This is a genomic window from Thalassolituus sp. (assembly GCF_034111725.1).
Classification (GTDB): Bacteria; Pseudomonadota; Gammaproteobacteria; order Pseudomonadales; family Oceanobacteraceae; genus Thalassolituus.
Window position 1 is genome coordinate 1 of the sequence record NZ_JAWUWR010000080.1, and the last position, 19,807, is coordinate 19,807.

Sequence of the window (19,807 nt, forward strand, 5' to 3'; positions counted from 1 at the left end):
CGACGTTGATTACAAAGCTATGGGTGCATGCCGAGAGTGTATAGCGATCTCGTAAATAAACGTTATACATAGTTATAGTCGCAAACGACGAAACTTACGCACTAGCGGCTTAAGCCCGCTTACCTCCGAACTCGGGTTCCTATAGCCGGGGGACGAGGGCGACGTCTTATAGGATCGCTTGGAGGCTTCGCTCGTAGCCAAAGAGTTAAACTTAATCGAGCTCGTTCTGAACGGCCTGCCCCTCGGCCCGTGACGAACTAAATTAATAGAGACGGCTAAGCATGTAGATCCTCTAGTGGAGGATTGGCGGACGCGGGTTCAAATCCCGCCATCTCCACCAAACAAAATAAAAAAGCCCCAGTGCGCATTTTGCACTGGGGCTTTTTTATTTGTCTGACGAATTGCTGGAAGTGGACTCTCATAGTCTCGGGGTTATGAAACCATCCTTGGCTTTCACCAAAGGCTCACTTCGCTCATGTCAAAACACTCCCGATGTTTTGATCACAAATCGTAGAGAACGATTTGCACCGCCACCGGCGCACGAAGTGGCAGGGCCGCGACCGCCACGGATGGCGGAAGGTAGAACAATGCAGGAGCAATTGTCGAGATGGCCCTGAGTGCAATCCTGCCTTATGTATTTTTGTATAGGGCCTTTTTTTTAATATCGCGATTACTGGAAGTGGACTCTCATCGTCTCAGAGTTAAAAAAGCCCTAACACTTGCGCACTAGGGCTTCGTCTAGATCACTTGAATATCACTCAAACATCGCATTTACTGCCGTTTGAATCTCCGCACGAAACAATGGATTTTCCCAAGAGGTGTTCCAATCGCCTTTGAGGTTAAAGCTTTGTAACTCATCAGTACTTACTGCGGTAAAGCTGAACAAGCGCCCTGCTTCTGTCACGACATTAAGTAAGTTGCCTTGGGCTGAGAAGGCACCACCGGCAATGGTGTACTTTTCTGGGGTTAATACCGCAACTTCGTCTGCATTCAGTGCTTGCGCTTCTGCGTAGTAACCTTTGTTTTGATCGCTAAGTGTTGCCAACTCAAGCAATGATTCTTTCGACGGCGCAGCCATGATGACGTTAGCAATCGGCTCGGCGGTTAAACGGCTTTTGATTCTGCCAGTGAAATCAGCTGCTTCGGCCTTTTGCGCTTGTGGTAACTGCGAGTACGCCAACGGAAACTGGCATGGCAAGTGCCATAATTAAAGTAGCAACCATCCCTACTTTGATTTTTTTCATTTTTGTTACGTCCTTTAACACCATAGTGAATTTGAGCTGAACACTAAAATAAATGAACGCAAGGCTCAAGCTTCTGGCACAAATTACCACTAATTAATCTCCTACTTACATCCCCACTGTTCCTTGCCCGCTTGTCGCAATATCGTCGACGACTGTCACCCTATTGCGGCCGTTGCGCTTGGAGGTATAAAGGGCGGCATCACACTGAGCGATCATATCTTCGGGAGCTGTTTCTTCTGTTGGAATTATCCCACCAACGCCAAAGCTGGACGTCACTCTAAAGGCTTGTTCGCTACAAGAAATAATGGTGTTAGCAATACTTTTACGCATGCTTTCAGCAATGACAAAGGCTTGTTGCTGTGTAGTGTCGGGCAATATGATGACAAATTCTTCACCTCCATAACGGCATACTACATCTATCGGATGATTCACCGACTGGCGCATGATACTGGCCACTTTAACTAGGCAATGATCTCCACTGATATGGCCGTAGTCGTCGTTCACCTTTTTAAACTGATCTATATCGAGAAGTATTAAACTAATGGGGGTTTGATCATCAACGGCATCGCTCCACATTTGTGGATAGATATCGTTAAAGTATCTGCGATTGCGTACCTTAGTTAATCCATCGTTAATGGATAATTCGGCCAGCGAACGATTCTCAGTTTCTAACTGAGACAAGATATTCGATAAGTCTCGGGTGCGTTGTTTAACCTGTAATTCCAAGTCGGCTTTTGCCGCACTCTCAGTTTCTAACAAGCGTTCTTGCGTATGACGTAAATCACGTTCTTTTTTGTTAAGTTCATGTAAATACATCAAACGTTCTTTACGGTCTTTTGCCGCACGATAGGCCATCATAGATGAGAATATCGCCGCCTCAAATAACGTACCGATATGCCAACCATAACTAGTGAAAAAGTTGACGGGCACTAGGTTCCATACCTTCATTCCATACACCAAGGCACCGGTTACGCCTAAGCCCCAAGCGAACAGGAATGACATACCTCCTGGCCGACCTAGCTGAAGATATTTACTCACTACCGAACCAAAAAAACAGCCAACCAATATTGAGGTAAATGTCGACAACGTTATCGCGTAAAAATACGGTAAAATAAAGCACAGTATAAATGATAGAAACATAATAACGGCTAATATTCTAGAAATACGATATGCCTTTGGAGCATACATCTTAAGTTTTAAATAAGATGCTGCAAACAAAGTAAATAACATCATAGAGGCACTAACTACGTAAGCAATAATATCTCTATTAACAAACAATGAGTCCACATTAAAAATAGTACTCGGAATACCCTCTAATACGGCAAAAAATATAAGGTTATTACTCACCATGAATAAACTGTAGTAAAGTAGCTCACGCTCTCTCACCAAAATAGTCATGAAGAATGCAAAAAGTATATTAGCAACAGCCAATCCAAAATAAAATGAGAAATTCACTGCATGATTAAATGCTTGTCGTACTAAGGAAGTCTGAGCTGTTAAGTACAATGGCAGTGCAATCGAGTCATCACTCTCAACGCTGAGATAATATGTCTCAATGCTATTCGCGGGCACCGAGATAGGCATGATGAAATACGAAGCGGGAATATTGATTGCTTGATCGTTCTTATCTGCATAAAAGCGCCCAAGCGTGTATAACGGTGTTTGCGATGTGCTTCTATAAAGTTTAACGCTATCCAGCAAAGGGTAACGAATATTTAAAACTCGCTCAATGTCATCGTTAGACGAATTAGAAAGCTCTAACCTAAGCCAAACCCGTTTTTGTGTATAGCCGAAATTAAGCTCATTATGTCTACCCACCGCATAGTCAGCAGCACGTACTTGGTCAGTTAACCCGTGATCATCTCGCGCTATACGCACACTATTAACGTATGGTCCCAAAGCTAGGTCGTCGCTCAGCCCATCGAGTTCAATAATATTGGCAGCGATACAAGTGGTCGACATCATCCATGCAACCAATACTGTGTATAAGTAGCGCATTAAAGTTCCAGACTATCGCTATAAAATCGCCTTCATAAAATACAAGAGGCAGAGGCAGAAGAAATAACAGTATAGTTCAAGAATTATTAGCTAACCGGAAACTGCGCACACTTTACTCAGCCGTACGCATTTATATCTATCATTACCATTGTGCCTCTAATGTCTTTCGTGACACACCTCACAACAATAGCGTAAAGAAAAAGTAAGCCCGAGCTTAACTCCAAAGAATGTGACTTATTGTGTATTATTACGCCAATAGATGATCTATCTTAGTGATACACAAATTGCGCCACACAAGCCGGCCAACTCCAATCAAAGTGTAATCTTTATTTGCCTAGACGCTGTTACAAATACTTACCAATACTGTCCCCATACACTACAGAATATTAGGGGTCCAATGATTACACTGGTTCTTCAATAAGAATAATAGTAGTGCTCGACAACAAGACATTATACGCCAATGCATAAAACGAAAATTGACGTTAACCCCGATTTTGGCAACTGGATTAACGAACACACAAAAACTAGACTTCAGTTCTTCATCGGGCTGCTGCTCGTTATCGCCTGCCAATTTGTAGGCGCATCACCAGCAACTACTGTGACAGATATTGCAATGGTTGATACACGCTTCAACTTAATCCCCACTTTGCACTACATCGCCGCTAAACCCGAGCAGACATTGGCCGATATTCAGTCTCTAGATGATGAGAGCTGGCAAGTGTCACGGCAAGAGCATCGTAACTTCGGCCATAATCAACGCGTGATCTGGTTTCGTACGCAACTAAAAAAAAGTCACCCTCTCGATGCGCCTATATTTTTGAGGGTAGACTACCCTCACCACGACTATATCGACCTGTACTTACAACAAGGCGATCAAACTCTTGCTCACTTTGAAGCCGGAGATGAACGTTCATTTTCGAGTCGCCCCATTGAGCACCGTACCTTCTTAGCTCCAGTTGAAATTCCAACGAGTGAAGTCGTGGATGTATACCTTCGTATCCAAACCTCAGGTCTAATGATGGTTCCTATTGAGTTAATTACTCAAGTAGAAGCGGTCAAAGATGAATCCGTGTTGCTTCTATTCGTTGGTTTATACTTTGGTGTGATTATCATCATGCTGATATACAACACGTTTATTTATACTTCGCTACGCGATAGTACTTACCTCTATTACCTCATGTATGTGGCTGCAGTGGCAGCACAGCAATTTACTTTATTTGGTTTTGGCTTTCAGTACCTATGGCTCGAGCCTGCAGTTGTGAGCAATAACTTCATGATTATGTTCACATCCGGACTAATGGAAACCAGCGCCGTATTATTTGTTATTAAGTTTATCCGTTTACGACGCATGCGTTCGCGATTTGACCGTACAGCAGGCTACTCCTTACTAGCCGGAAGCCTTGCTATGCTATGCGCAAGCTTCTTTATGAATTTCGCGACCTTCATTACAGTTGTCAACATATTGGGATTAGTCGGCGTTGGTTGCGGCTTATATATTGGGGTCAAAGGCTGGTTAATGGGCTTTAAAGCAGCACGCCTATTTGCCACCGCTTGGTTTATCTACTTAATGTTTATCGGCTGGTATTTACTTGATTCAATGGGAGCTATTGATTCAACAACTTATGGAACTTACGCTATAGCCATAGGTTCAGCAATTGAGCTTTCTTTATTGTCTTTCGCCTTTGCTGACCGTATGAATCAAGAAAAAGAATTGCGCCTACATACCCAAAATACATTAATTAATGTTCAACGAGCAATGAATGAAGACCTCGATAGTAAAGTAAAACAACGAACTAGAGCATTGGAAGAAGCGAATCGAAAATTAGAGTACTTAAGCACGACGGATGGACTAACAGGACTATTTAATCGTCGTCATTTTGATGAGGAATATGAACGCTTATATAAAGAGTCAATCAATAACAAACAACCACTCGCTGTACTTATGATAGACGTCGATCACTTCAAGCGTTTGAATGATGAATATGGCCATGCGTTTGGTGATCGTTGTTTAATTCGAGCAGGTGAATTAATTCGTCAGGTACTAAGTTCTCCATATGACATCTGTGCACGCTACGGCGGCGAAGAATTTATAATTGCCCTGCCGCGCGTAAACCACAGTCATGCAAGACAGGTGGCGGAATCACTGCGTTACGCATTTTCCAATACGATTGTTAGTGATGGCAGAGTAGCCGCGAGCATGACCATTAGCGTAGGTTTAGCTTTTGCTATGCCGACCGACATAAACCAACGCGAAGTACTACTTAAGAATGCGGACAACTATCTCTACCAAGCTAAGAACAATGGCCGCAACCAGGTTGCTATCGCGTCATAATATTTACAAATGCTATTGATATAGATTCTCATTATCATTAGTATGCATTCCAGTTAGCTCTGGAGGCATACTATGATCACATTACTTAATTTCATTGATTCCATCGGCGGCCCCGTTGTTGCCGTCCTCATTCTATTCTCGATCGCTGCCACCACACTAATTCTGCTCAAGTTGGCGGCAATGTTAGTGCAACTACCCGCGCGCAATAGCACACCTAAGCGCTTGCTGGCTCACTTGCAAATGGGGGAACTGAAACAATTACGTCTACTTGCACAGCGTCAACGCAACCCACATAGCCAACTCATCGGTGATGCCGTAGAGCTACTTCAAGAGCAAACACTTTCGAAAAACGATGCTCAATCCGAAGTGGTCCGTAAAGCTCGCGATGTAGCACATGCTTACAGTAACTACCTACGCCCGCTTGAGGTCATCGCTACGCTAGCACCACTACTCGGTCTATTTGGCACGGTACTCGGCATGATTGAAGCGTTTAAAGCCATGGAGCTTGCCGGCGCTCAAGTTGATCCGGCGGTTCTATCTGGTGGTATTTGGCAAGCTTTACTGACCACAGCGGTTGGTCTTGGTGTAGCCATCCCTGTTTCCCTTGTGCACAGCCTATTCGAACGTCGCGCAGAACAACAAGTGCACATTTTGCAAGATCATATTGGCCAAGTATTCACCTACTTCGCCAATCACACAGCCAGCGAAGCTGCTACCACCTCGGTGAGCCAGCGTAGCGCGTCATGAATAATACATTTTCTTTAAATACCTCAGCGCGGCGTGCAAGACCGATTAGCTTAACCGCACTTATTGATGTGGTATTTATTTTACTTATGTTTTTTATGCTGACATCGAGTTTTAGTCAGTGGCAAATGCTGGACCTAACCATACCGAGTGCACATAAAGCCGCAAAAGAAGACGTGCCCCCCGTGGTTGTCATCTATACCGACGGCATAGGATTACTCACTGATAGCCTGCAACGACCTATTAACATTGGCAAAATCCCAGCGCAGTTAACAAGCGAAGCGCTCAGCAAACCTATCATTTTAAGCGCTGAAGAACCGGTATCAATCAGTCGAATAATTGCAACCTACGAACAGTTAAAACAATTAGGTTTCAACACTATTCATATTAGTCAGGCGATTAAAAGTACGACCCAAGGTGATGAAAATGAAGGTTAACTTAGCGCATTCTGAAACATCTATCGCTGATCTGTCGTCATTTTCGTTTACCAATAGTAAGCAGCAATCCGACGACAATATGATTCCGCTGATTAATATTGTGTTTTTATTGCTTATATTTTTTATGGTTGCTGGCCAAATAAAAGCCCAGCCCGACAAAGCAATTGAACTGCCCAAGAGCACACAACTAGCAAGTGCCGACCCTCTGACTATTCGTTTAGAATTGCACGAAAATGGCAAATTAAAATTCAATGGCGAAGTGTTAGAACCATCTAAAATCACCAGCTTAATTAACAAGAACACTGCGGCTAAAGTGGCACTTTTCGCCGACGGCAGAGCAACCGCCAAACAGCTAGACATAGTGCTAAATGCGCTGTCAGGCCGTAATAATATTGAAATAAAGCTCTTCACTATGGCGACGCAATAATGAGGGCTTTGCGTTGGGTTTTAGCGGGTTTTACAGCGCTTATTTTGCACGGTGCCGTTTGGTATGCCATCTCGGTAAACGCCAACACATCTGAAGGTGATGCGATGGATACCGGTGAGATGGGCATCGACTTAGGCGTTGGCCAACTTGGCTCTTATGCCGATATTCAAGAGCGTTTAACACAATTAGAACGCCCGACTCCGGTTGTAAAAAAAACACCTGAAAAACCGATAGAAATTAAAAAACTCATACAAAAGAAACCCATAATCGAAGCAACAGAGTTAGTTAATAACAGCTTTAAAGTTGAAGAAATAAAACCGAAAGAGCAACAAACAACAGAAGAGATTTCTGTTGAGCAACCAAATGATGAGAGAGAAGAAACTCTGCCAGAACCGGAAGTCGAAGCGGCACCAGTACAAGCTGCCGTTAAAGCAACGGGGAAATCTGCGCAGAGCCAAAGCGGCGGTAAACGCGGCAGCGCAAAAAACTACAAAAACCAACTTAATCGTTGGTTAGCAAAATATAAGCGCTATCCGTCTGCGGCTAAAAAAGAAAAGCAAGAAGGCATCGTCCGTATTGCTTTCACCATGGATCGACAAGGCAATGTGCTAAATCGTCAGGTGGATACCTCTAGCGGATATCCCTACCTCGATGCCGCAGCATTACAAATGTTCGACGATGCGAATCCTCTACCGCCGGTGCCGGATAACTTTGCACCGGGACGGATGGAGCTACCGCTCGTTATGCCGATCGATTTCACGCTTATTACCAACACGTCATTTGGGGACTAATCATGGATAAGAAAACAGCAAACAGCAGCGGTAAGCTGACGCTGCGCACCACCCGACTTGCACCCGGCGCCACTGCATTGAGCATAGGGTTGCCAGCATTACTATTGGGATCTCTGCCTCTTGCGAATATGGCAATGGCTGACGATACCATCATGCTTGATACCATGCAGGTTGAAGAGCGCACCGTCGATACTAATCCGTATGCCGAACCTGGTGCTCCTTATAAAGCTAAGGTGTCTGGCGATAGCCGTCATGTCAAAGACATTGCTGAAACGCCACAAACAATGACCGTACTGACCCAGACTCAAATTCAAGAATCTGGTCGGAGTGACCTAAAGGATATACTGGACGCGCAGCCGGGTATTACTTTAGGTACTGGAGAAAACGGTAATGCCTTCGGTGATCGCTACGTTATTCGTGGCCACGAAGCTCGTTCTGATGTGTTTGTCGATGGTCTGCGCGATCCTGGCATGACAACACGCGAAAGCTTTGCGGTAGAACAAGTTGAAATCACCAAAGGTCCAAGTTCAACGTTTGCAGGCCGTGGCTCAACGGGTGGTGCAGTGAATAGCATTACCAAACAAGCCAGCAGCGAATACGACTTCAACAAAGTCGAAGCTGGATTAGGTACTGATAATTACCGTCGTATTACTTTAGATACCAACCAAAGTATTAACGACGACTTAGCCGTACGTACCAACGTATTGCACAGCTATGAAGAAATTCCTGATCGTGACCCAAACGATAAAGAACGCAATGGTTTAGCATTATCCGGTGCTTACCAAGCGACTGATAAATTAAAAATCATTGCTGATTACTATCATTTAAGTGCGTTCGAAAATAGCGACCTTGGTAGTTATATCGACCGAGCTACGGGAAGAATAAACGACGATATTCCTGCCTATGCGCAGCAGCAGGACTTTATTAAATCCCGTGTTGATACCGCTACTTTGCGTGCTGAATACGAGTTTAATGACAACTTACGCATTGAAAATGCCATGCGCCACGGCACCACCAATAATGGTTATGTCGTTACTGGTGCTCATGGCACTAATCGTGACGCTACCGATCCAGCAGGTGACATAGGCACCATTTCACTAAGCACACACCAAGGCTGGCAAGAAGTAGAATACTTTGCCAACCAGCTAAATCTCTTTATTGATAGCGAAATTGCTGGCATGCAGCATCAATTTGTTATTGGTGGCGAGTATTCAAAACACGATGTACTTAATGGTGTTTATAACGTTAACAACCAAGGTGATAGCAACTGTTTAGTATCTGGACGCGGTGGCGTATCCAATGGCTACTGTATTGTGGATGGAAGCGGTAATTACATCACCGACAACGACGAATTAATGGGCCGAAATATCACTAAAGGAAGCTCTGATTCCGACTACCAGATTGAAACCATGTCCCTCTATGTTATGGACACAATTGATATTACCGATGCATTTTCTGTATTTGCTGGCGTGCGCGCTGACACCTTTGAATACAAGAATATTGTCACCAGTCGAGATGGTTCAGATACCACCTATGAATACGACGATACCCTATGGAACGGTCACATAGGCACCATGTATGACATTACCGATAAGGGTAATGTTTACCTAACGTATAGTACCTCCGCCAACATCAATGGTGGTGAATCTGACGTTGGTGGTAACTGTGGATACGGCGGTTTGTGTTCAAGCGCAGAAAGCGTCGACAAAGCAAAACCAGAAAAAGTAGAGAACATTGAGCTAGGTACTAAGTGGAACTTACTCAATGAAAAATTACTCGCAACGGCTGCGTTATTTCAAGTAACCAAAGACGACGTAATGGAAGGCACTGATTACGATACTGCAGGCACCTATAATACCGGTAAAAACCGGGTAAAAGGGGTTGAGTTCTCACTAGTAGGTAACATTACCGAACGCTTGAGCACTCAGTTAGGCATGGCATTAATGAAGTCGGAAATTCTAAAAACCGCGGCAACGTCAGGTGGCGAACCAGTAGAACCCGGTGGCCGCTTAGCTAATTTTGCTAATCGTTCTGCCTTTGCTCAAGTGCGTTATCAGCTAACCGATAAATTCAGTTTTGGCGCGGCAGCGAATCATTCGAGTGAAGTGTACGTTGGCCAGCCAGATAGCACGGCCAGTGAAGATCTTCGTGTTCCGTCCTACACCATCTTTGATGCGTTCGCGAGTTATGAATTTAACGAGCAACTGAATGCCCGCGTTAACGTAGCAAACCTCACGGATAAAGATTACTACTTAACGGCCTATCGTAGTGGTGCCTTTGCCTACATTGGTGATGCACGCAACGCGCAACTAACTGTGGCCTATGAGTTTTAATTCATAAGCGATAGCAAGCGAAACACCGAGCATTCTGCGCTCGGTGTTTTCTATTTTACGATTAATACGGTGACATATGAATCAGACAGCGTCGCTAAATTACATTCCTACCGATATTGTTAGCGTATTGGATTACGAGCGTTACGCACGCGAGGCATTACCTTACGATGTGCTGGAATATATAAATGGTGGCGTTGCAGACGATATTACGCTCAACCGTAATCGTTCCGCATTTGATGCAATGTCGATCTATAACCGTGTACTGAATGATTTTTCTCATAGCAGCACACAGATTGAATTATTTTCCGGCAGCCAAAAACAAACCTTATCCCATCCAATATTATTGGCGCCCGTCGCTCATCAAACTCTGATTCATGCTGACGGCGAAATTGCAACGGCACAAGCAGCAGCCGCACTGAATGTACCTATGATTGTCAGTACACTTGCCAGTAAACAGCTAGAGGATATCGCCAAACATGCTGGGCCATGTTGGTTTCAATTGTATTGGCAGCCTTGCCGAGACGCCAATCTAGAATTAATAAACCGCGCTATTAATGCAGGTTACAGCGCTATTATTATTACCCTCGATGCGGCAGTAAATGGCTTACGTAATCGCGCCCAAAGAGTCGGATTTGTATTACCTAACGACATTAATATTAATCTCCGCGACTTGCCGCAAGCCGCTACTAAAACGCTAAATCCGAGCGATAGCATTATTCTTAACGGTTTTATGAGCGATGCACCTAGCGAAAGCGATTTAGTCTGGTTAAGACAGCAAGTTAAATTGCCCTTAATAGCCAAGGGGATTAGCCATCCGCAAGATGCAATCCTCTTAAAGAAGTTAGGCTTCGATGGTGTCGTGGTATCAAATCATGGTGGGCGTACACTTGATACATTACCCGCCAGCATTGAATTACTTCCTGCAATTCGAGCCGCCGTTGGTGATGATTTCACCGTATTGTTTGACAGCGGCATTCGACGCGGCAGTGATATTTTTAAAGCCATGGCTCTGGGTGCTAACGCCGTATTGATCGGTCGCCCACAATTATGGGCATTGGCAACAGCGGGGGCACTCGGCGTGGCTCACATGTTGAAGTTACTACGTGATGAGTTTGAAATTACCATGGCCTTGGCGGGCTGTAATAGCATCGAAAACATTAATGCCGAATCACTTTTTACGCGCCAAGCTTAATCATTAAGGAGCTAGACATGTTGTTGCCAATCGAAAACATCATTCGCCGCGACGATGCGTTAGCTTTACGCCAAGCGCTTGAGCAAGCGCCTTGGATCGAGGGAATACGCACCGCTGGCGGCATAGCGGCGAATGTTAAAGCCAACCTGCAGCTTGATGAAACCAGCGCCCTAGCACAGCAATTAGCTCAAGCGGTACTTGATGCAGTACGCCAACATCCTTTGTTTATCTCTGCGACGTTACCGCAAAAAACTTTTCCGCCTCGTTTTAATTGTTATCAGGATAGTGGTCATTACGGCCTGCATATTGATAGTGCCATAATGACACTACCCGACGGTCAAGCAATGCGTACCGATATTTCAGCAACGTTATTTTTAAGTGATGCCGATGAATACGATGGCGGTGAACTAACCATAGAAACTCAATACGGTGCGCAAGAGGTGAAATTAAACGCTGGTGATTTAATCTTATATCCATCCACCAGCTTGCATGAAGTCAAACCGGTGACCCGAGGTAAGCGCTTAGCCGCTTTCTTTTGGATACAAAGCATGATCGTGAATGCCATCCAACGTGAGCAATTATTTGAATTAGACCAATCTATTCAGGTGTTAACCCAAGACCGTGGCAGTGCCGACACAGAAGTGCGACGTTTAAGCGGCCTGTATCACAACTTATTGCGCGGCTGGGCTAACGTGTAAAAATATAAGCCGCCTATTCAGACGGTTTATTAAATTGACTAGGCGAAACGCCATACCATTTTTTAAATGCCCGAGAAAAAGCACTAACATCAGAAAATCCGAGCAAAAACGCTAATTGCGTAACACTGGTACCCGGAATACGTAAATGCCGTTCAACCAACGTTCTGCGCGTACGCTCTAATAACTTCTGCCACGTTAAGTCTTCTTCGGTTAAGCGCCGCTGTAAACTACGTACACTCATGTGAAATTGTTCTGCAGCATCCGTTAATGACGGCTCCCCTTCTGGCAACTGCCCTTCTACCCAAAGGGATAACTGAATAACCAATGAGCCCTTTTCTTGCAGGGCTAATCGCTCACTCAGAGTTGCATCTAACATCGCCGCCATTTGAGGCTCGCTCGATTGCAGCTCTGCATTCACTACGTGACGCGCAAACACTAAAGTAAAGTGATCCGATGCTTGCACCTTAACGCGAAAATAACGGCTCATACGATCTAAAAATAATTCATTAATCGCTGGAGCATGCACTTCAATTGGATTTAATTTCGCGTCAATTCGAATACGCACCATACGCACAAGACTGGCCATAACAAATTGAATGCCTTGATGATGCGGCTTAAACCCGTCATTAGGCACAAACCGAATAGCAACTCGGTCGGCCTCAATATCCAATTCAAGATTTACGACATTACTGATTAAGCGATGAAAACGCACGATACGCTGCAACACACTCAATAAACTGCCACCGGCGGATAACGCTAAGCCCAAACCACCAAAGGTCGAGTATTCGCTCTCACGTGCCATATTAATTCCCAGTGACGGGTCATCGAGCAAGCGTTCAACCTCATCCAACAAGGCGTAAGACTTAGTGGTATCAACCATTGCCTCAGAATTTCGAGTATCCGCCAAGCTAATTCCAAACTGGCTAAATATCGGCTCTGGGGCTATGTTGCGCGCTACCAGCAAGCTGGCAAGTGGGCGCAAGAACATGGCAACTGCTTTGCCTTCCATCGACATTGGCATCTCCGGTCAAATGATTGGCAGCATGGGCAAGGCAGCACCCAATTCTGCACGGTATATTGTTATTGTGATTAACAGGAGTATACCTATGTCATCGACAACTGGCCTCAATTCCGCCGATTCATTAAAGGCAGCCAAACAAAAAGACCGTCAGATTCAAAGTGAACTGATGGCGGTTAGTGATCGCGTTCGTAATAGCCACCCGAGCCTAGTAAAGCATCAGAATGCAGTGGGTATGGGTATCTTTTTAACCAGCATATTGGGGATGGTGCTCAACGGCTGGCTCTATTTTGAAGGCATTATGCCGGTTTGGATGGTGATCGTATTGAGCGCTTTCTGGACATCTCTTTTACATGAGCTGGAACACGACCTGATCCACTACATGTACTTCCGTAAAACCCCATTTTGGCATCACTTTATGATGGCTGGTGTTTACTTGGCGCGTCCGCTGACCCAAAACCCATGGGTACGCCGTCATACGCATTTACATCATCATAAGGTGTCTGGTACTGAGACAGACCTAGAGGAACGCGGCATTACCAATGGCGAAAGCTGGGGAATTCGTCGTCTCTTTATGGTTGGCGATAACATGTTGGCGTTCTACTTGCGTATCCCTAAGTACTTCATCGAGCCTCGTCGTTTGCTGAAAGAAGGTAAGGTAACCCATAAAGATTTGAAGAATTTGCGTCTCATCGCGGCCGCTTCTTTTACGCCACTGGGCACTACCCTATATCTGATTTGGCATTTATTCGTGTTGTTTCATTTGGCCAATGGCATTGCTTGGACACTGGATGCGCAGATTGCATGGCCGCAATGGTTGCTGGCGCAACAAGATTGGGTAACCGGTTTGGTGGTTGTTCTGATTGCACCGAACGTGCTGCGTACGTTCTGCCTGCACTTTATTTCATCCAACATGCATTACTATGGCGATAACCGCTCTGGCATTATTCACGAGCAGTGTCAGGTTATGAATCCTTGGTATCTACTGCCACTTCAAGCTTTCTGCTTCAACTTTGGCAGTACCCATGCGATTCACCACTTCGTGGTACGTGATCCTTTCTATATTCGCCATCTGGCAACGAAAGAATCACACGAAGTACTGCGCAAACATGGTATTCGCTTCAATGATATGGGCACTTTCAGCCGTGCTAATCGCATGCATACGAAAGAGCATTATGCCGTTATCAACGAGACTGCTAACGCCTGATAGCCCCATTGCTCAACTAAGCCGCACCCTCTGGTGCGGCTTTTTTATGGATTTTTCTCTGCACTATTAGCCACACTCACGTTCAACCTCGAAACATTCAAGACCACGACGGTCACATCTAGGCCATTCACTGTTAGAATGCTGCATTGTTATCGTATTTAGAAAGAAGGTCGCTCATGGGCTCCCGTTTACAAGAAGATTTCCAGAATATCCATCAAGGTGTGTACTTTGTCGGCACAACTCCGCCAAAAGACAGCACTACAAACGAACGTGTTGATGAGATAGCAGAGAAACTATTAGAGCGCTTATCGGCACTAGATTACGACGGCATGATCGTTTACGACATTCAAGATGAAAGCAGTCGTACGAACAAACCGCGTCCATTTCCATTTATGCAAACGTTCGATCCTTGCGCCTATTCACGCATTATCCGCGAAAAATCAGGCCATCCTGTGATCACCTACAAGAGTGTTGCGCAGCGCAACGCCAGTGATTTCTCAGACTGGTTAACCCGCGCTTGGAATGAATTTGGCGTGCGCGATATCGTATTAGTTGGCGCGCCCTCTTCGGAAGGAGATATACGTTTATCGCTGCCAGAAGCGTACAAAGTGCTGGCGACTCATGAAGCTCCTTACCACCTTGGCGGTGTTACCATTGCCGAACGTCATGCGGCGAAGGGCAATGAGCACACCCGCTTACTCAATAAAGGTAAGCAAGGCTGCACGTTTTTTATCTCGCAAGCAGTTTATGATGCCGACGCTACCATTGATTTGCTTACCAGCTATGCAAAATCATGTGCTGAGCAAGGTGTAGAACCTCAACGCATTATTCTGACCTTTACCCCATGCGGTAGCTTGAAGACGTTAGAATTTATGGAATGGCTGGGAATTTCAGTACCTGAAAGCACTCGCCAAGAAATGATGGCAGCAGAAGATCCGCTGACAGAGTCTATTAAGATTTGTCATAACAACTTGCAGAATATTTTGGCCAAGTGTCTACCGCTTAACTTACCATTAGGCCTAAACATCGAAAGTCTGACAAATCGTAAAACCGAAATAGACGCATCTATTGAACTGTTTACGCTACTAAAGAAAACGCTCGATAACGGTTTAGAAGAACGCCGCAAAGCGTTGTAATTCATTCAAGGTGGATCAACTGCTAGCGGCAAGGAAGCCTGGCCAAAGCCAGCTTCCTTTGCATTCGTACACTACCCTTCTATTTATGCCTAAAGAAAAGTCTACGCATACAGAACATTAAAGATATTGCTGAAGCTCGATTCTGAGTTGATATTAATCGACAGTTTTAATTTCCGCGCAATATCACTAGCCGAAATTAAACCGCGAATTTTATGCGTTTCACGATCAATCACTAAACAGTGCTGCTGTCCGCGTTCTTTCAATGCTTCGATTAAATTACCTATATTTGAGTTCGCAACATCGGAGTAATCAAACGCCTTAAGCTTGCTTTTGGGCGTCATGAAATCAGTTACTCGTAACTCTTCGCGTTTAAACCCTTGTACAACTTTTGCCATAAAATCAGGGCCAATTAAGTCATCAAGACTCAATACACCGACAAATTTATTGTCGTTATCGACCACTAATTTTAATCGCACGTGGGTTTTTTTCATGGCTACTTCGGCATCGGTAGCAAAGCTGGATGATTCTATCACCAAGGGTTCTACTTTTTCGAAGTCAGTAAATACTTTCAATGCTGGGGAAGACAAGTCCAAACTAGTAGGGCTATCAGGCCATGCGAGTTCATCAATTGGAGTAGTTTCGTAGAGAGATAATGTTTTCATAGTTAGGCGATCCTTTTGTTGCTGCGCTATTCGCCGATGCAAGTGCACAATGCATTAATATTGAGGCATCGGGGGATGGGTGGGCCAAAAGCCGATGGATCAAAGCTACTATAAATATATAAAGCGAATGTTGAACGACGCACGATCTATAGACATATAAGCTATTGAATCATGCTGTCTAGCTGTCACTCCTTACCGAGAAGGAATAGAGAAGGTTTAATAACTATAGGAAAAAGTACGCAGTTTAACAATAGATTGTATGCGTAAAGTAATGTCATAAAAATCAACAAAATGTCATTCTATAAAACATGAAGTCATTCACAGTAACGATTATTTCTAGCCATTAGAATTTCAGCGCTTCGATATAAAACAGAGCGTTTATACTTTAATACAAATGACATATTTCCTTATATTGATAGGCATAAAAAAGCCGCTTCATTGCTAAAGCGGCTCAATTTTTCCATGTGTGAAAAAACACCTATTGCGGAGTGCGAATCACCATCAAACGCAATTCGGTCATATCTTCCATAGCCCAACGAATACCCTCGCGGCCAAGCCCCGAGTCTTTAACGCCGCCATACGGCATGTGATCAACCCGCCAGCTTGGTACATCGCCGATCACTACGCCACCCACCTCAAGCTCATCCCAAGCTTGCTGAGCCTTGTATAAATCACGAGTAAAAATACCAGCCTGCAAACCAAAGCGACTGTCGTTAACGCGTTTTAGTACCGCATCAAAATCATCAAACGGTTCCAATATGGCAACTGGGCCAAAAGCTTCTTCTGCGCTTAGCTCGCAATTAGAATCAACATTTTCTAACAGCGTCGCTTGCAACATATTGCCATTGCGCTGACCACCGCAAAGCAAGGTCGCGCCCTTATCTATTGCTGACTCAATCCAGCCGTGCAAACGCTTAGCTTCGTCTTCACTGATCATAGGGCCGATAAAAGTTTCTTTATCTTTAGGATCTCCGCTCTTTAGCGCTTTGGTTTTCGCCACAAGCTTTTCTTTAAACGTAGCGTAAACATCACTATGGACAAATAAGCGTTGAACTCCAATACAGCTCTGACCCGACTGATAAAAAGCGCCAATAATTACCCGAGCAACAGCATCATCCAGATCCCAGTCTTTATCAACAACACAGGCGGCGTTACCGCCAAGCTCTAAAATAACAGGCTTTTTACCCGCACGAGCTTTCAGCTTCCAACCCACTTCTGGTGAGCCCGTAAAGATTAATAACTTTAAACGGTTGTCTTCGGTTAACAGATCGGCACTGTCACGACGACACGGCAGAATAGAAAATGCGCCTTTAGGTAAATTCGTTTCCGCTAGAATTTCGCCAATTAATAAGGCGCCTACTGGCGTCATACTGGCTGGCTTTAAAACAAACGGACAACCCGTCGCAATAGCAGGTGCAACCTTATGTGCCGCCAAATTCAGTGGGAAGTTAAATGGGCTAATAAATGCACACGGCCCAATGGGCACTCGCTGGGTCATACCACGATAGCCTTTAGCACGTGGACTGATATCCAGCGGCAGCGTCTCACCTAACATGCGCGGCGTTTCTTCAGCCGCAATTTTGAAGGTGTCGATTAAACGAGTGACTTCACCAATAGCGTCATTGATAGGCTTGCCCGCTTCGATACACAAGGCATGCGCTAGCTCGTCTTTGCGTTCGGTAAAACGTTTTACGCAATGTTCGAGTACCGCTTGACGTTCATATACCGTCATTTTGCGCATAGCTTCGGTAGCGGCTACTGCGGCTGTAATAGCCTGATCAAGAACATCCGGCGTTGCCAATGCAACTTCGCAAGCAACCTCGCCGCTGTATTTATCGGTCACTTTTAAATCGGTATTAGCATAAACCGCTTCATTCGCTAAATAATACGGATAGGTCTTTTGCATAATTTGCTCCTCTATTAGCCCGTTTAAGAAACAACCAAGGCTGTTAGTGCTGTACGAATAGATTGAGGAATTGAGACTGCCTTATTAGCCGCACGTTCAACAAATACGTGAATAAAATCACCATAAGCACAAGCCTGATCTTCCCCTTGCTTAAAAATAGCAACACCGTAGGTGACCGAGCTATTACCTAATTTATTAACTCGCAAGCCAACGTCTATGGCATCAGGATAAGCAATAGGTGCTAGGTAATTACAGTGTGAGTTCACCACAAAACCAACGATTGGCGCATCATGAATATTTAATCCACCATGCTCAATTAAATAACGATTTACTGCACTATCAAAATAGGAATAGTACGTCACATTATTCACATGACCATAAATATCGTTATCCATCCAGCGTGTCACAATCGGATAAAACTCGCGATAATCGCTGCGTTTAAGCGGTTTAGTTTCAGTAGTCATTAATCATCCTATTGCTAAAATCCTATTATTGGTTAGCACCAGTATTAGTACGCTGCTTGATAAATAGCTAACGCATCAGCCTCGGTAACTTCACGTGGGTTATTCCCCAACAATCGCGTTTGCAACATGGCTTCACTGGCAAGCATAGCAACCGCGTCTTCACGAATACCACAGTCACGCAATCGCGTTGGTAATCCGGTATTGATGGTTTGCTGCTCTAACCAAGCAATAAGTGCTGCGGTTTTTTCCTCATTGCTGCCAACATTGGCTGCATCACCCATAACAACCGGGGCTAATTCTGCATATAAATGCGCAGCTTTAGGTGCGTTAAAGCGCATAACATGGGGCAACACCAGCGAGTTACTTAAACCATGCGGAATATGAAAGTGTCCACCTAGCGGATACGCTAAGGCATGCACCGCAGCAACCGGCGCATTAGCAAAGGCTTGGCCAGCGTACAATGCGCCTAACAACATATTGCTACGCGCTTGAATATTATTGCCGTCTTTAACTGCCACCATTAAATTGCTGGAAAGTAGACGCAATGCTTCTTTCGCAAGCAGATCAGATACTGGGTTTTTCTTCACCGCCGAAGTATAAGCCTCAATGGCATGCACCATGGCATCAATACCCGTGGCTGCTGTCACATGTGGCGGCAGACCTGTGGTTAATTCCGCATCGAGTAGCGCAACATCGGGTTGCAATACGGCTGATACCACACCGGCTTTCGTCGTTGCGCCTGTGGTGACAATAGCAATTGGCGTGACTTCCGAACCAGTACCTGCGGTGGTCGGTACTTGCAATAAGGGTAAGCGCACACCGCGAGCATTGCCCACGCCATACATATCAGATAACGGCTGCTTACATTGCGGATGTGCAAGTAGTGCCACCAGCTTAGCGACATCCATTGAACTGCCACCGCCAAAACCCACAACGTAATCGACGTTAGCGCGACGAGCTGCCTCAGTAGCGGCCATAACAGTTGTATCCGACGGATCAGCCTCGACATCTTTAAATACCGTTAATTGCAGGGCTGATAGCTGAAAACTGGGCAGAATCCGTTCCAACAAACCAGCACCGATAATGCCTTCATCCGTTACTAACATAACGCTACGCGCGCCCTGCTCTTCACAGATAGCGGCCAAACGACGTGCAGAACCGGCTTCGTTAATAATGGTTCGGGTCGTTGAAAAGGTAAAATTGGTCATATTATTGTTA

The 19,807-nt window shown here is 44.9% G+C and carries 17 protein-coding genes and 1 other RNA gene; 11 read left to right on the forward strand and 7 right to left on the reverse strand.

Features of this window, described 5'->3' with window-relative positions; translation table 11 throughout:
• Nucleotides 1-340, forward strand: a transfer-messenger RNA (tmRNA) gene (gene ssrA, locus UXZ23_RS13800); the annotation flags it as partial.
• A 414-nt stretch (nt 341-754) separates the two neighbouring features.
• On the opposite strand, the gene UXZ23_RS13805 is transcribed toward ssrA, so the two are convergent.
• The gene (locus tag UXZ23_RS13805) at nt 755-1,180 is read right to left on the reverse strand and encodes a hypothetical protein (RefSeq protein ID WP_320821141.1); all 426 of its coding nucleotides are present in this window, start codon (nt 1,178-1,180) and stop codon (nt 755-757) included.
• Between the two features lie 169 nt (nt 1,181-1,349).
• Nucleotides 1,350-3,242, reverse strand: coding sequence for a sensor domain-containing diguanylate cyclase (locus UXZ23_RS13810; protein ID WP_320821142.1), 1,893 nt, complete (start codon nt 3,240-3,242; stop codon nt 1,350-1,352).
• A 598-nt stretch (nt 3,243-3,840) separates the two neighbouring features.
• On the opposite strand from UXZ23_RS13810, the gene UXZ23_RS13815 reads away from it, so the two are divergent.
• The 8 genes from UXZ23_RS13815 to UXZ23_RS13850 all read left to right on the forward strand — a co-directional run bounded on the left by UXZ23_RS13815 (nt 3,841) and on the right by UXZ23_RS13850 (nt 12,196).
• Nucleotides 3,841-5,574 (forward strand): diguanylate cyclase, encoded by a 1,734-nt coding sequence (locus UXZ23_RS13815; protein ID WP_320821143.1) that lies wholly within the window; start codon nt 3,841-3,843, stop codon nt 5,572-5,574.
• Between the two features lie 72 nt (nt 5,575-5,646).
• On the forward strand, nt 5,647-6,321 hold the full coding sequence (locus UXZ23_RS13820) for a MotA/TolQ/ExbB proton channel family protein (RefSeq protein ID WP_320821144.1): 675 nt from the start codon (nt 5,647-5,649) through the stop codon (nt 6,319-6,321).
• Nucleotides 6,318-6,755, forward strand: a complete 438-nt coding sequence (locus UXZ23_RS13825; protein WP_320821145.1) for an ExbD/TolR family protein — start codon at nt 6,318-6,320, stop codon at nt 6,753-6,755. Before UXZ23_RS13820 ends, UXZ23_RS13825 begins: the two co-directional genes overlap by 4 nt.
• The gene (locus UXZ23_RS13830; protein WP_320821146.1) at nt 6,745-7,182 is read left to right on the forward strand and encodes a biopolymer transporter ExbD; all 438 of its coding nucleotides are present in this window, start codon (nt 6,745-6,747) and stop codon (nt 7,180-7,182) included. The genes UXZ23_RS13825 and UXZ23_RS13830 overlap by 11 nt, the downstream gene beginning before the upstream one ends.
• Nucleotides 7,182-7,973: an energy transducer TonB gene (locus UXZ23_RS13835; RefSeq protein WP_320821147.1), complete on the forward strand. Its 792-nt coding sequence runs from the start codon at nt 7,182-7,184 to the stop codon at nt 7,971-7,973. Before UXZ23_RS13830 ends, UXZ23_RS13835 begins: the two co-directional genes overlap by 1 nt.
• A gap of 2 nt (nt 7,974-7,975) precedes the next feature.
• Nucleotides 7,976-10,306, forward strand: a complete 2,331-nt coding sequence (locus UXZ23_RS13840) for a TonB-dependent siderophore receptor (RefSeq protein ID WP_320821148.1) — start codon at nt 7,976-7,978, stop codon at nt 10,304-10,306.
• Nucleotides 10,307-10,382: 76 nt separating this feature from the next.
• The gene (locus tag UXZ23_RS13845) at nt 10,383-11,498 is read left to right on the forward strand and encodes an alpha-hydroxy acid oxidase (protein WP_320821149.1); all 1,116 of its coding nucleotides are present in this window, start codon (nt 10,383-10,385) and stop codon (nt 11,496-11,498) included.
• A gap of 17 nt (nt 11,499-11,515) precedes the next feature.
• Complete coding sequence (locus UXZ23_RS13850; RefSeq protein WP_320821150.1) at nt 11,516-12,196, forward strand: Fe2+-dependent dioxygenase; 681 nt, start codon at nt 11,516-11,518, stop codon at nt 12,194-12,196.
• A 13-nt stretch (nt 12,197-12,209) separates the two neighbouring features.
• Here UXZ23_RS13850 and UXZ23_RS13855 read toward each other — a convergent pair whose 3' ends face one another.
• The gene (locus tag UXZ23_RS13855) at nt 12,210-13,211 is read right to left on the reverse strand and encodes a helix-turn-helix transcriptional regulator (protein ID WP_320821151.1); all 1,002 of its coding nucleotides are present in this window, start codon (nt 13,209-13,211) and stop codon (nt 12,210-12,212) included.
• Nucleotides 13,212-13,302: 91 nt separating this feature from the next.
• Here UXZ23_RS13855 and UXZ23_RS13860 point away from each other — a divergent pair, with 91 nt between their 5' ends.
• Both UXZ23_RS13860 and UXZ23_RS13865 read left to right on the forward strand, forming a co-directional pair.
• Nucleotides 13,303-14,421 carry a fatty acid desaturase gene (locus tag UXZ23_RS13860; protein ID WP_320821152.1) on the forward strand — a complete coding sequence of 373 codons (1,119 nt, stop codon included), beginning with the start codon at nt 13,303-13,305 and terminating at the stop codon, nt 14,419-14,421.
• Between the two features lie 176 nt (nt 14,422-14,597).
• Nucleotides 14,598-15,557, forward strand: a complete 960-nt coding sequence (locus UXZ23_RS13865) for a hypothetical protein (protein ID WP_320821153.1) — start codon at nt 14,598-14,600, stop codon at nt 15,555-15,557.
• Between the two features lie 101 nt (nt 15,558-15,658).
• Here UXZ23_RS13865 and UXZ23_RS13870 read toward each other — a convergent pair whose 3' ends face one another.
• The 4 genes from UXZ23_RS13870 to UXZ23_RS13885 form a co-directional block, all read right to left on the reverse strand.
• On the reverse strand, nt 15,659-16,219 hold the full coding sequence (locus UXZ23_RS13870; protein WP_320821154.1) for a CBS domain-containing protein: 561 nt from the start codon (nt 16,217-16,219) through the stop codon (nt 15,659-15,661).
• Nucleotides 16,220-16,697: 478 nt separating this feature from the next.
• Nucleotides 16,698-18,125, reverse strand: coding sequence for an aldehyde dehydrogenase family protein (locus UXZ23_RS13875; protein WP_414491475.1), 1,428 nt, complete (start codon nt 18,123-18,125; stop codon nt 16,698-16,700).
• A 23-nt stretch (nt 18,126-18,148) separates the two neighbouring features.
• On the reverse strand, nt 18,149-18,589 hold the full coding sequence (locus UXZ23_RS13880) for a thioesterase family protein (RefSeq protein WP_320821155.1): 441 nt from the start codon (nt 18,587-18,589) through the stop codon (nt 18,149-18,151).
• 44 nt (nt 18,590-18,633) lie between these two features.
• Nucleotides 18,634-19,797: an iron-containing alcohol dehydrogenase gene (locus UXZ23_RS13885; RefSeq protein WP_320821156.1), complete on the reverse strand. Its 1,164-nt coding sequence runs from the start codon at nt 19,795-19,797 to the stop codon at nt 18,634-18,636.
• Between the last annotated feature and the right edge of the window lie 10 nt (nt 19,798-19,807).

What these genes read in the sequence shown, in the direction of transcription:
- UXZ23_RS13810 (WP_320821142.1), bottom strand. Translation starts at nt 3,242, where the DNA reads ATGCGCTACTTATACACAGTATTGGTTGCATGGATGATGTCGACCACT.
- UXZ23_RS13820 (WP_320821144.1), top strand. Translation starts at nt 5,647, where the DNA reads ATGATCACATTACTTAATTTCATTGATTCCATCGGCGGCCCCGTTGTT.
- UXZ23_RS13825 (WP_320821145.1), top strand. Translation starts at nt 6,318, where the DNA reads ATGAATAATACATTTTCTTTAAATACCTCAGCGCGGCGTGCAAGACCG.
- UXZ23_RS13830 (WP_320821146.1), top strand. Translation starts at nt 6,745, where the DNA reads ATGAAGGTTAACTTAGCGCATTCTGAAACATCTATCGCTGATCTGTCG.
- UXZ23_RS13835 (WP_320821147.1), top strand. Translation starts at nt 7,182, where the DNA reads ATGAGGGCTTTGCGTTGGGTTTTAGCGGGTTTTACAGCGCTTATTTTG.
- UXZ23_RS13840 (WP_320821148.1), top strand. Translation starts at nt 7,976, where the DNA reads ATGGATAAGAAAACAGCAAACAGCAGCGGTAAGCTGACGCTGCGCACC.
- UXZ23_RS13845 (WP_320821149.1), top strand. Translation starts at nt 10,383, where the DNA reads ATGAATCAGACAGCGTCGCTAAATTACATTCCTACCGATATTGTTAGC.
- UXZ23_RS13850 (WP_320821150.1), top strand. Translation starts at nt 11,516, where the DNA reads ATGTTGTTGCCAATCGAAAACATCATTCGCCGCGACGATGCGTTAGCT.
- UXZ23_RS13855 (WP_320821151.1), bottom strand. Translation starts at nt 13,211, where the DNA reads ATGTCGATGGAAGGCAAAGCAGTTGCCATGTTCTTGCGCCCACTTGCC.
- UXZ23_RS13860 (WP_320821152.1), top strand. Translation starts at nt 13,303, where the DNA reads ATGTCATCGACAACTGGCCTCAATTCCGCCGATTCATTAAAGGCAGCC.
- UXZ23_RS13865 (WP_320821153.1), top strand. Translation starts at nt 14,598, where the DNA reads ATGGGCTCCCGTTTACAAGAAGATTTCCAGAATATCCATCAAGGTGTG.
- UXZ23_RS13870 (WP_320821154.1), bottom strand. Translation starts at nt 16,219, where the DNA reads ATGAAAACATTATCTCTCTACGAAACTACTCCAATTGATGAACTCGCA.
- UXZ23_RS13875 (WP_414491475.1), bottom strand. Translation starts at nt 18,125, where the DNA reads ATGCAAAAGACCTATCCGTATTATTTAGCGAATGAAGCGGTTTATGCT.
- UXZ23_RS13880 (WP_320821155.1), bottom strand. Translation starts at nt 18,589, where the DNA reads ATGACTACTGAAACTAAACCGCTTAAACGCAGCGATTATCGCGAGTTT.
- UXZ23_RS13885 (WP_320821156.1), bottom strand. Translation starts at nt 19,797, where the DNA reads ATGACCAATTTTACCTTTTCAACGACCCGAACCATTATTAACGAAGCC.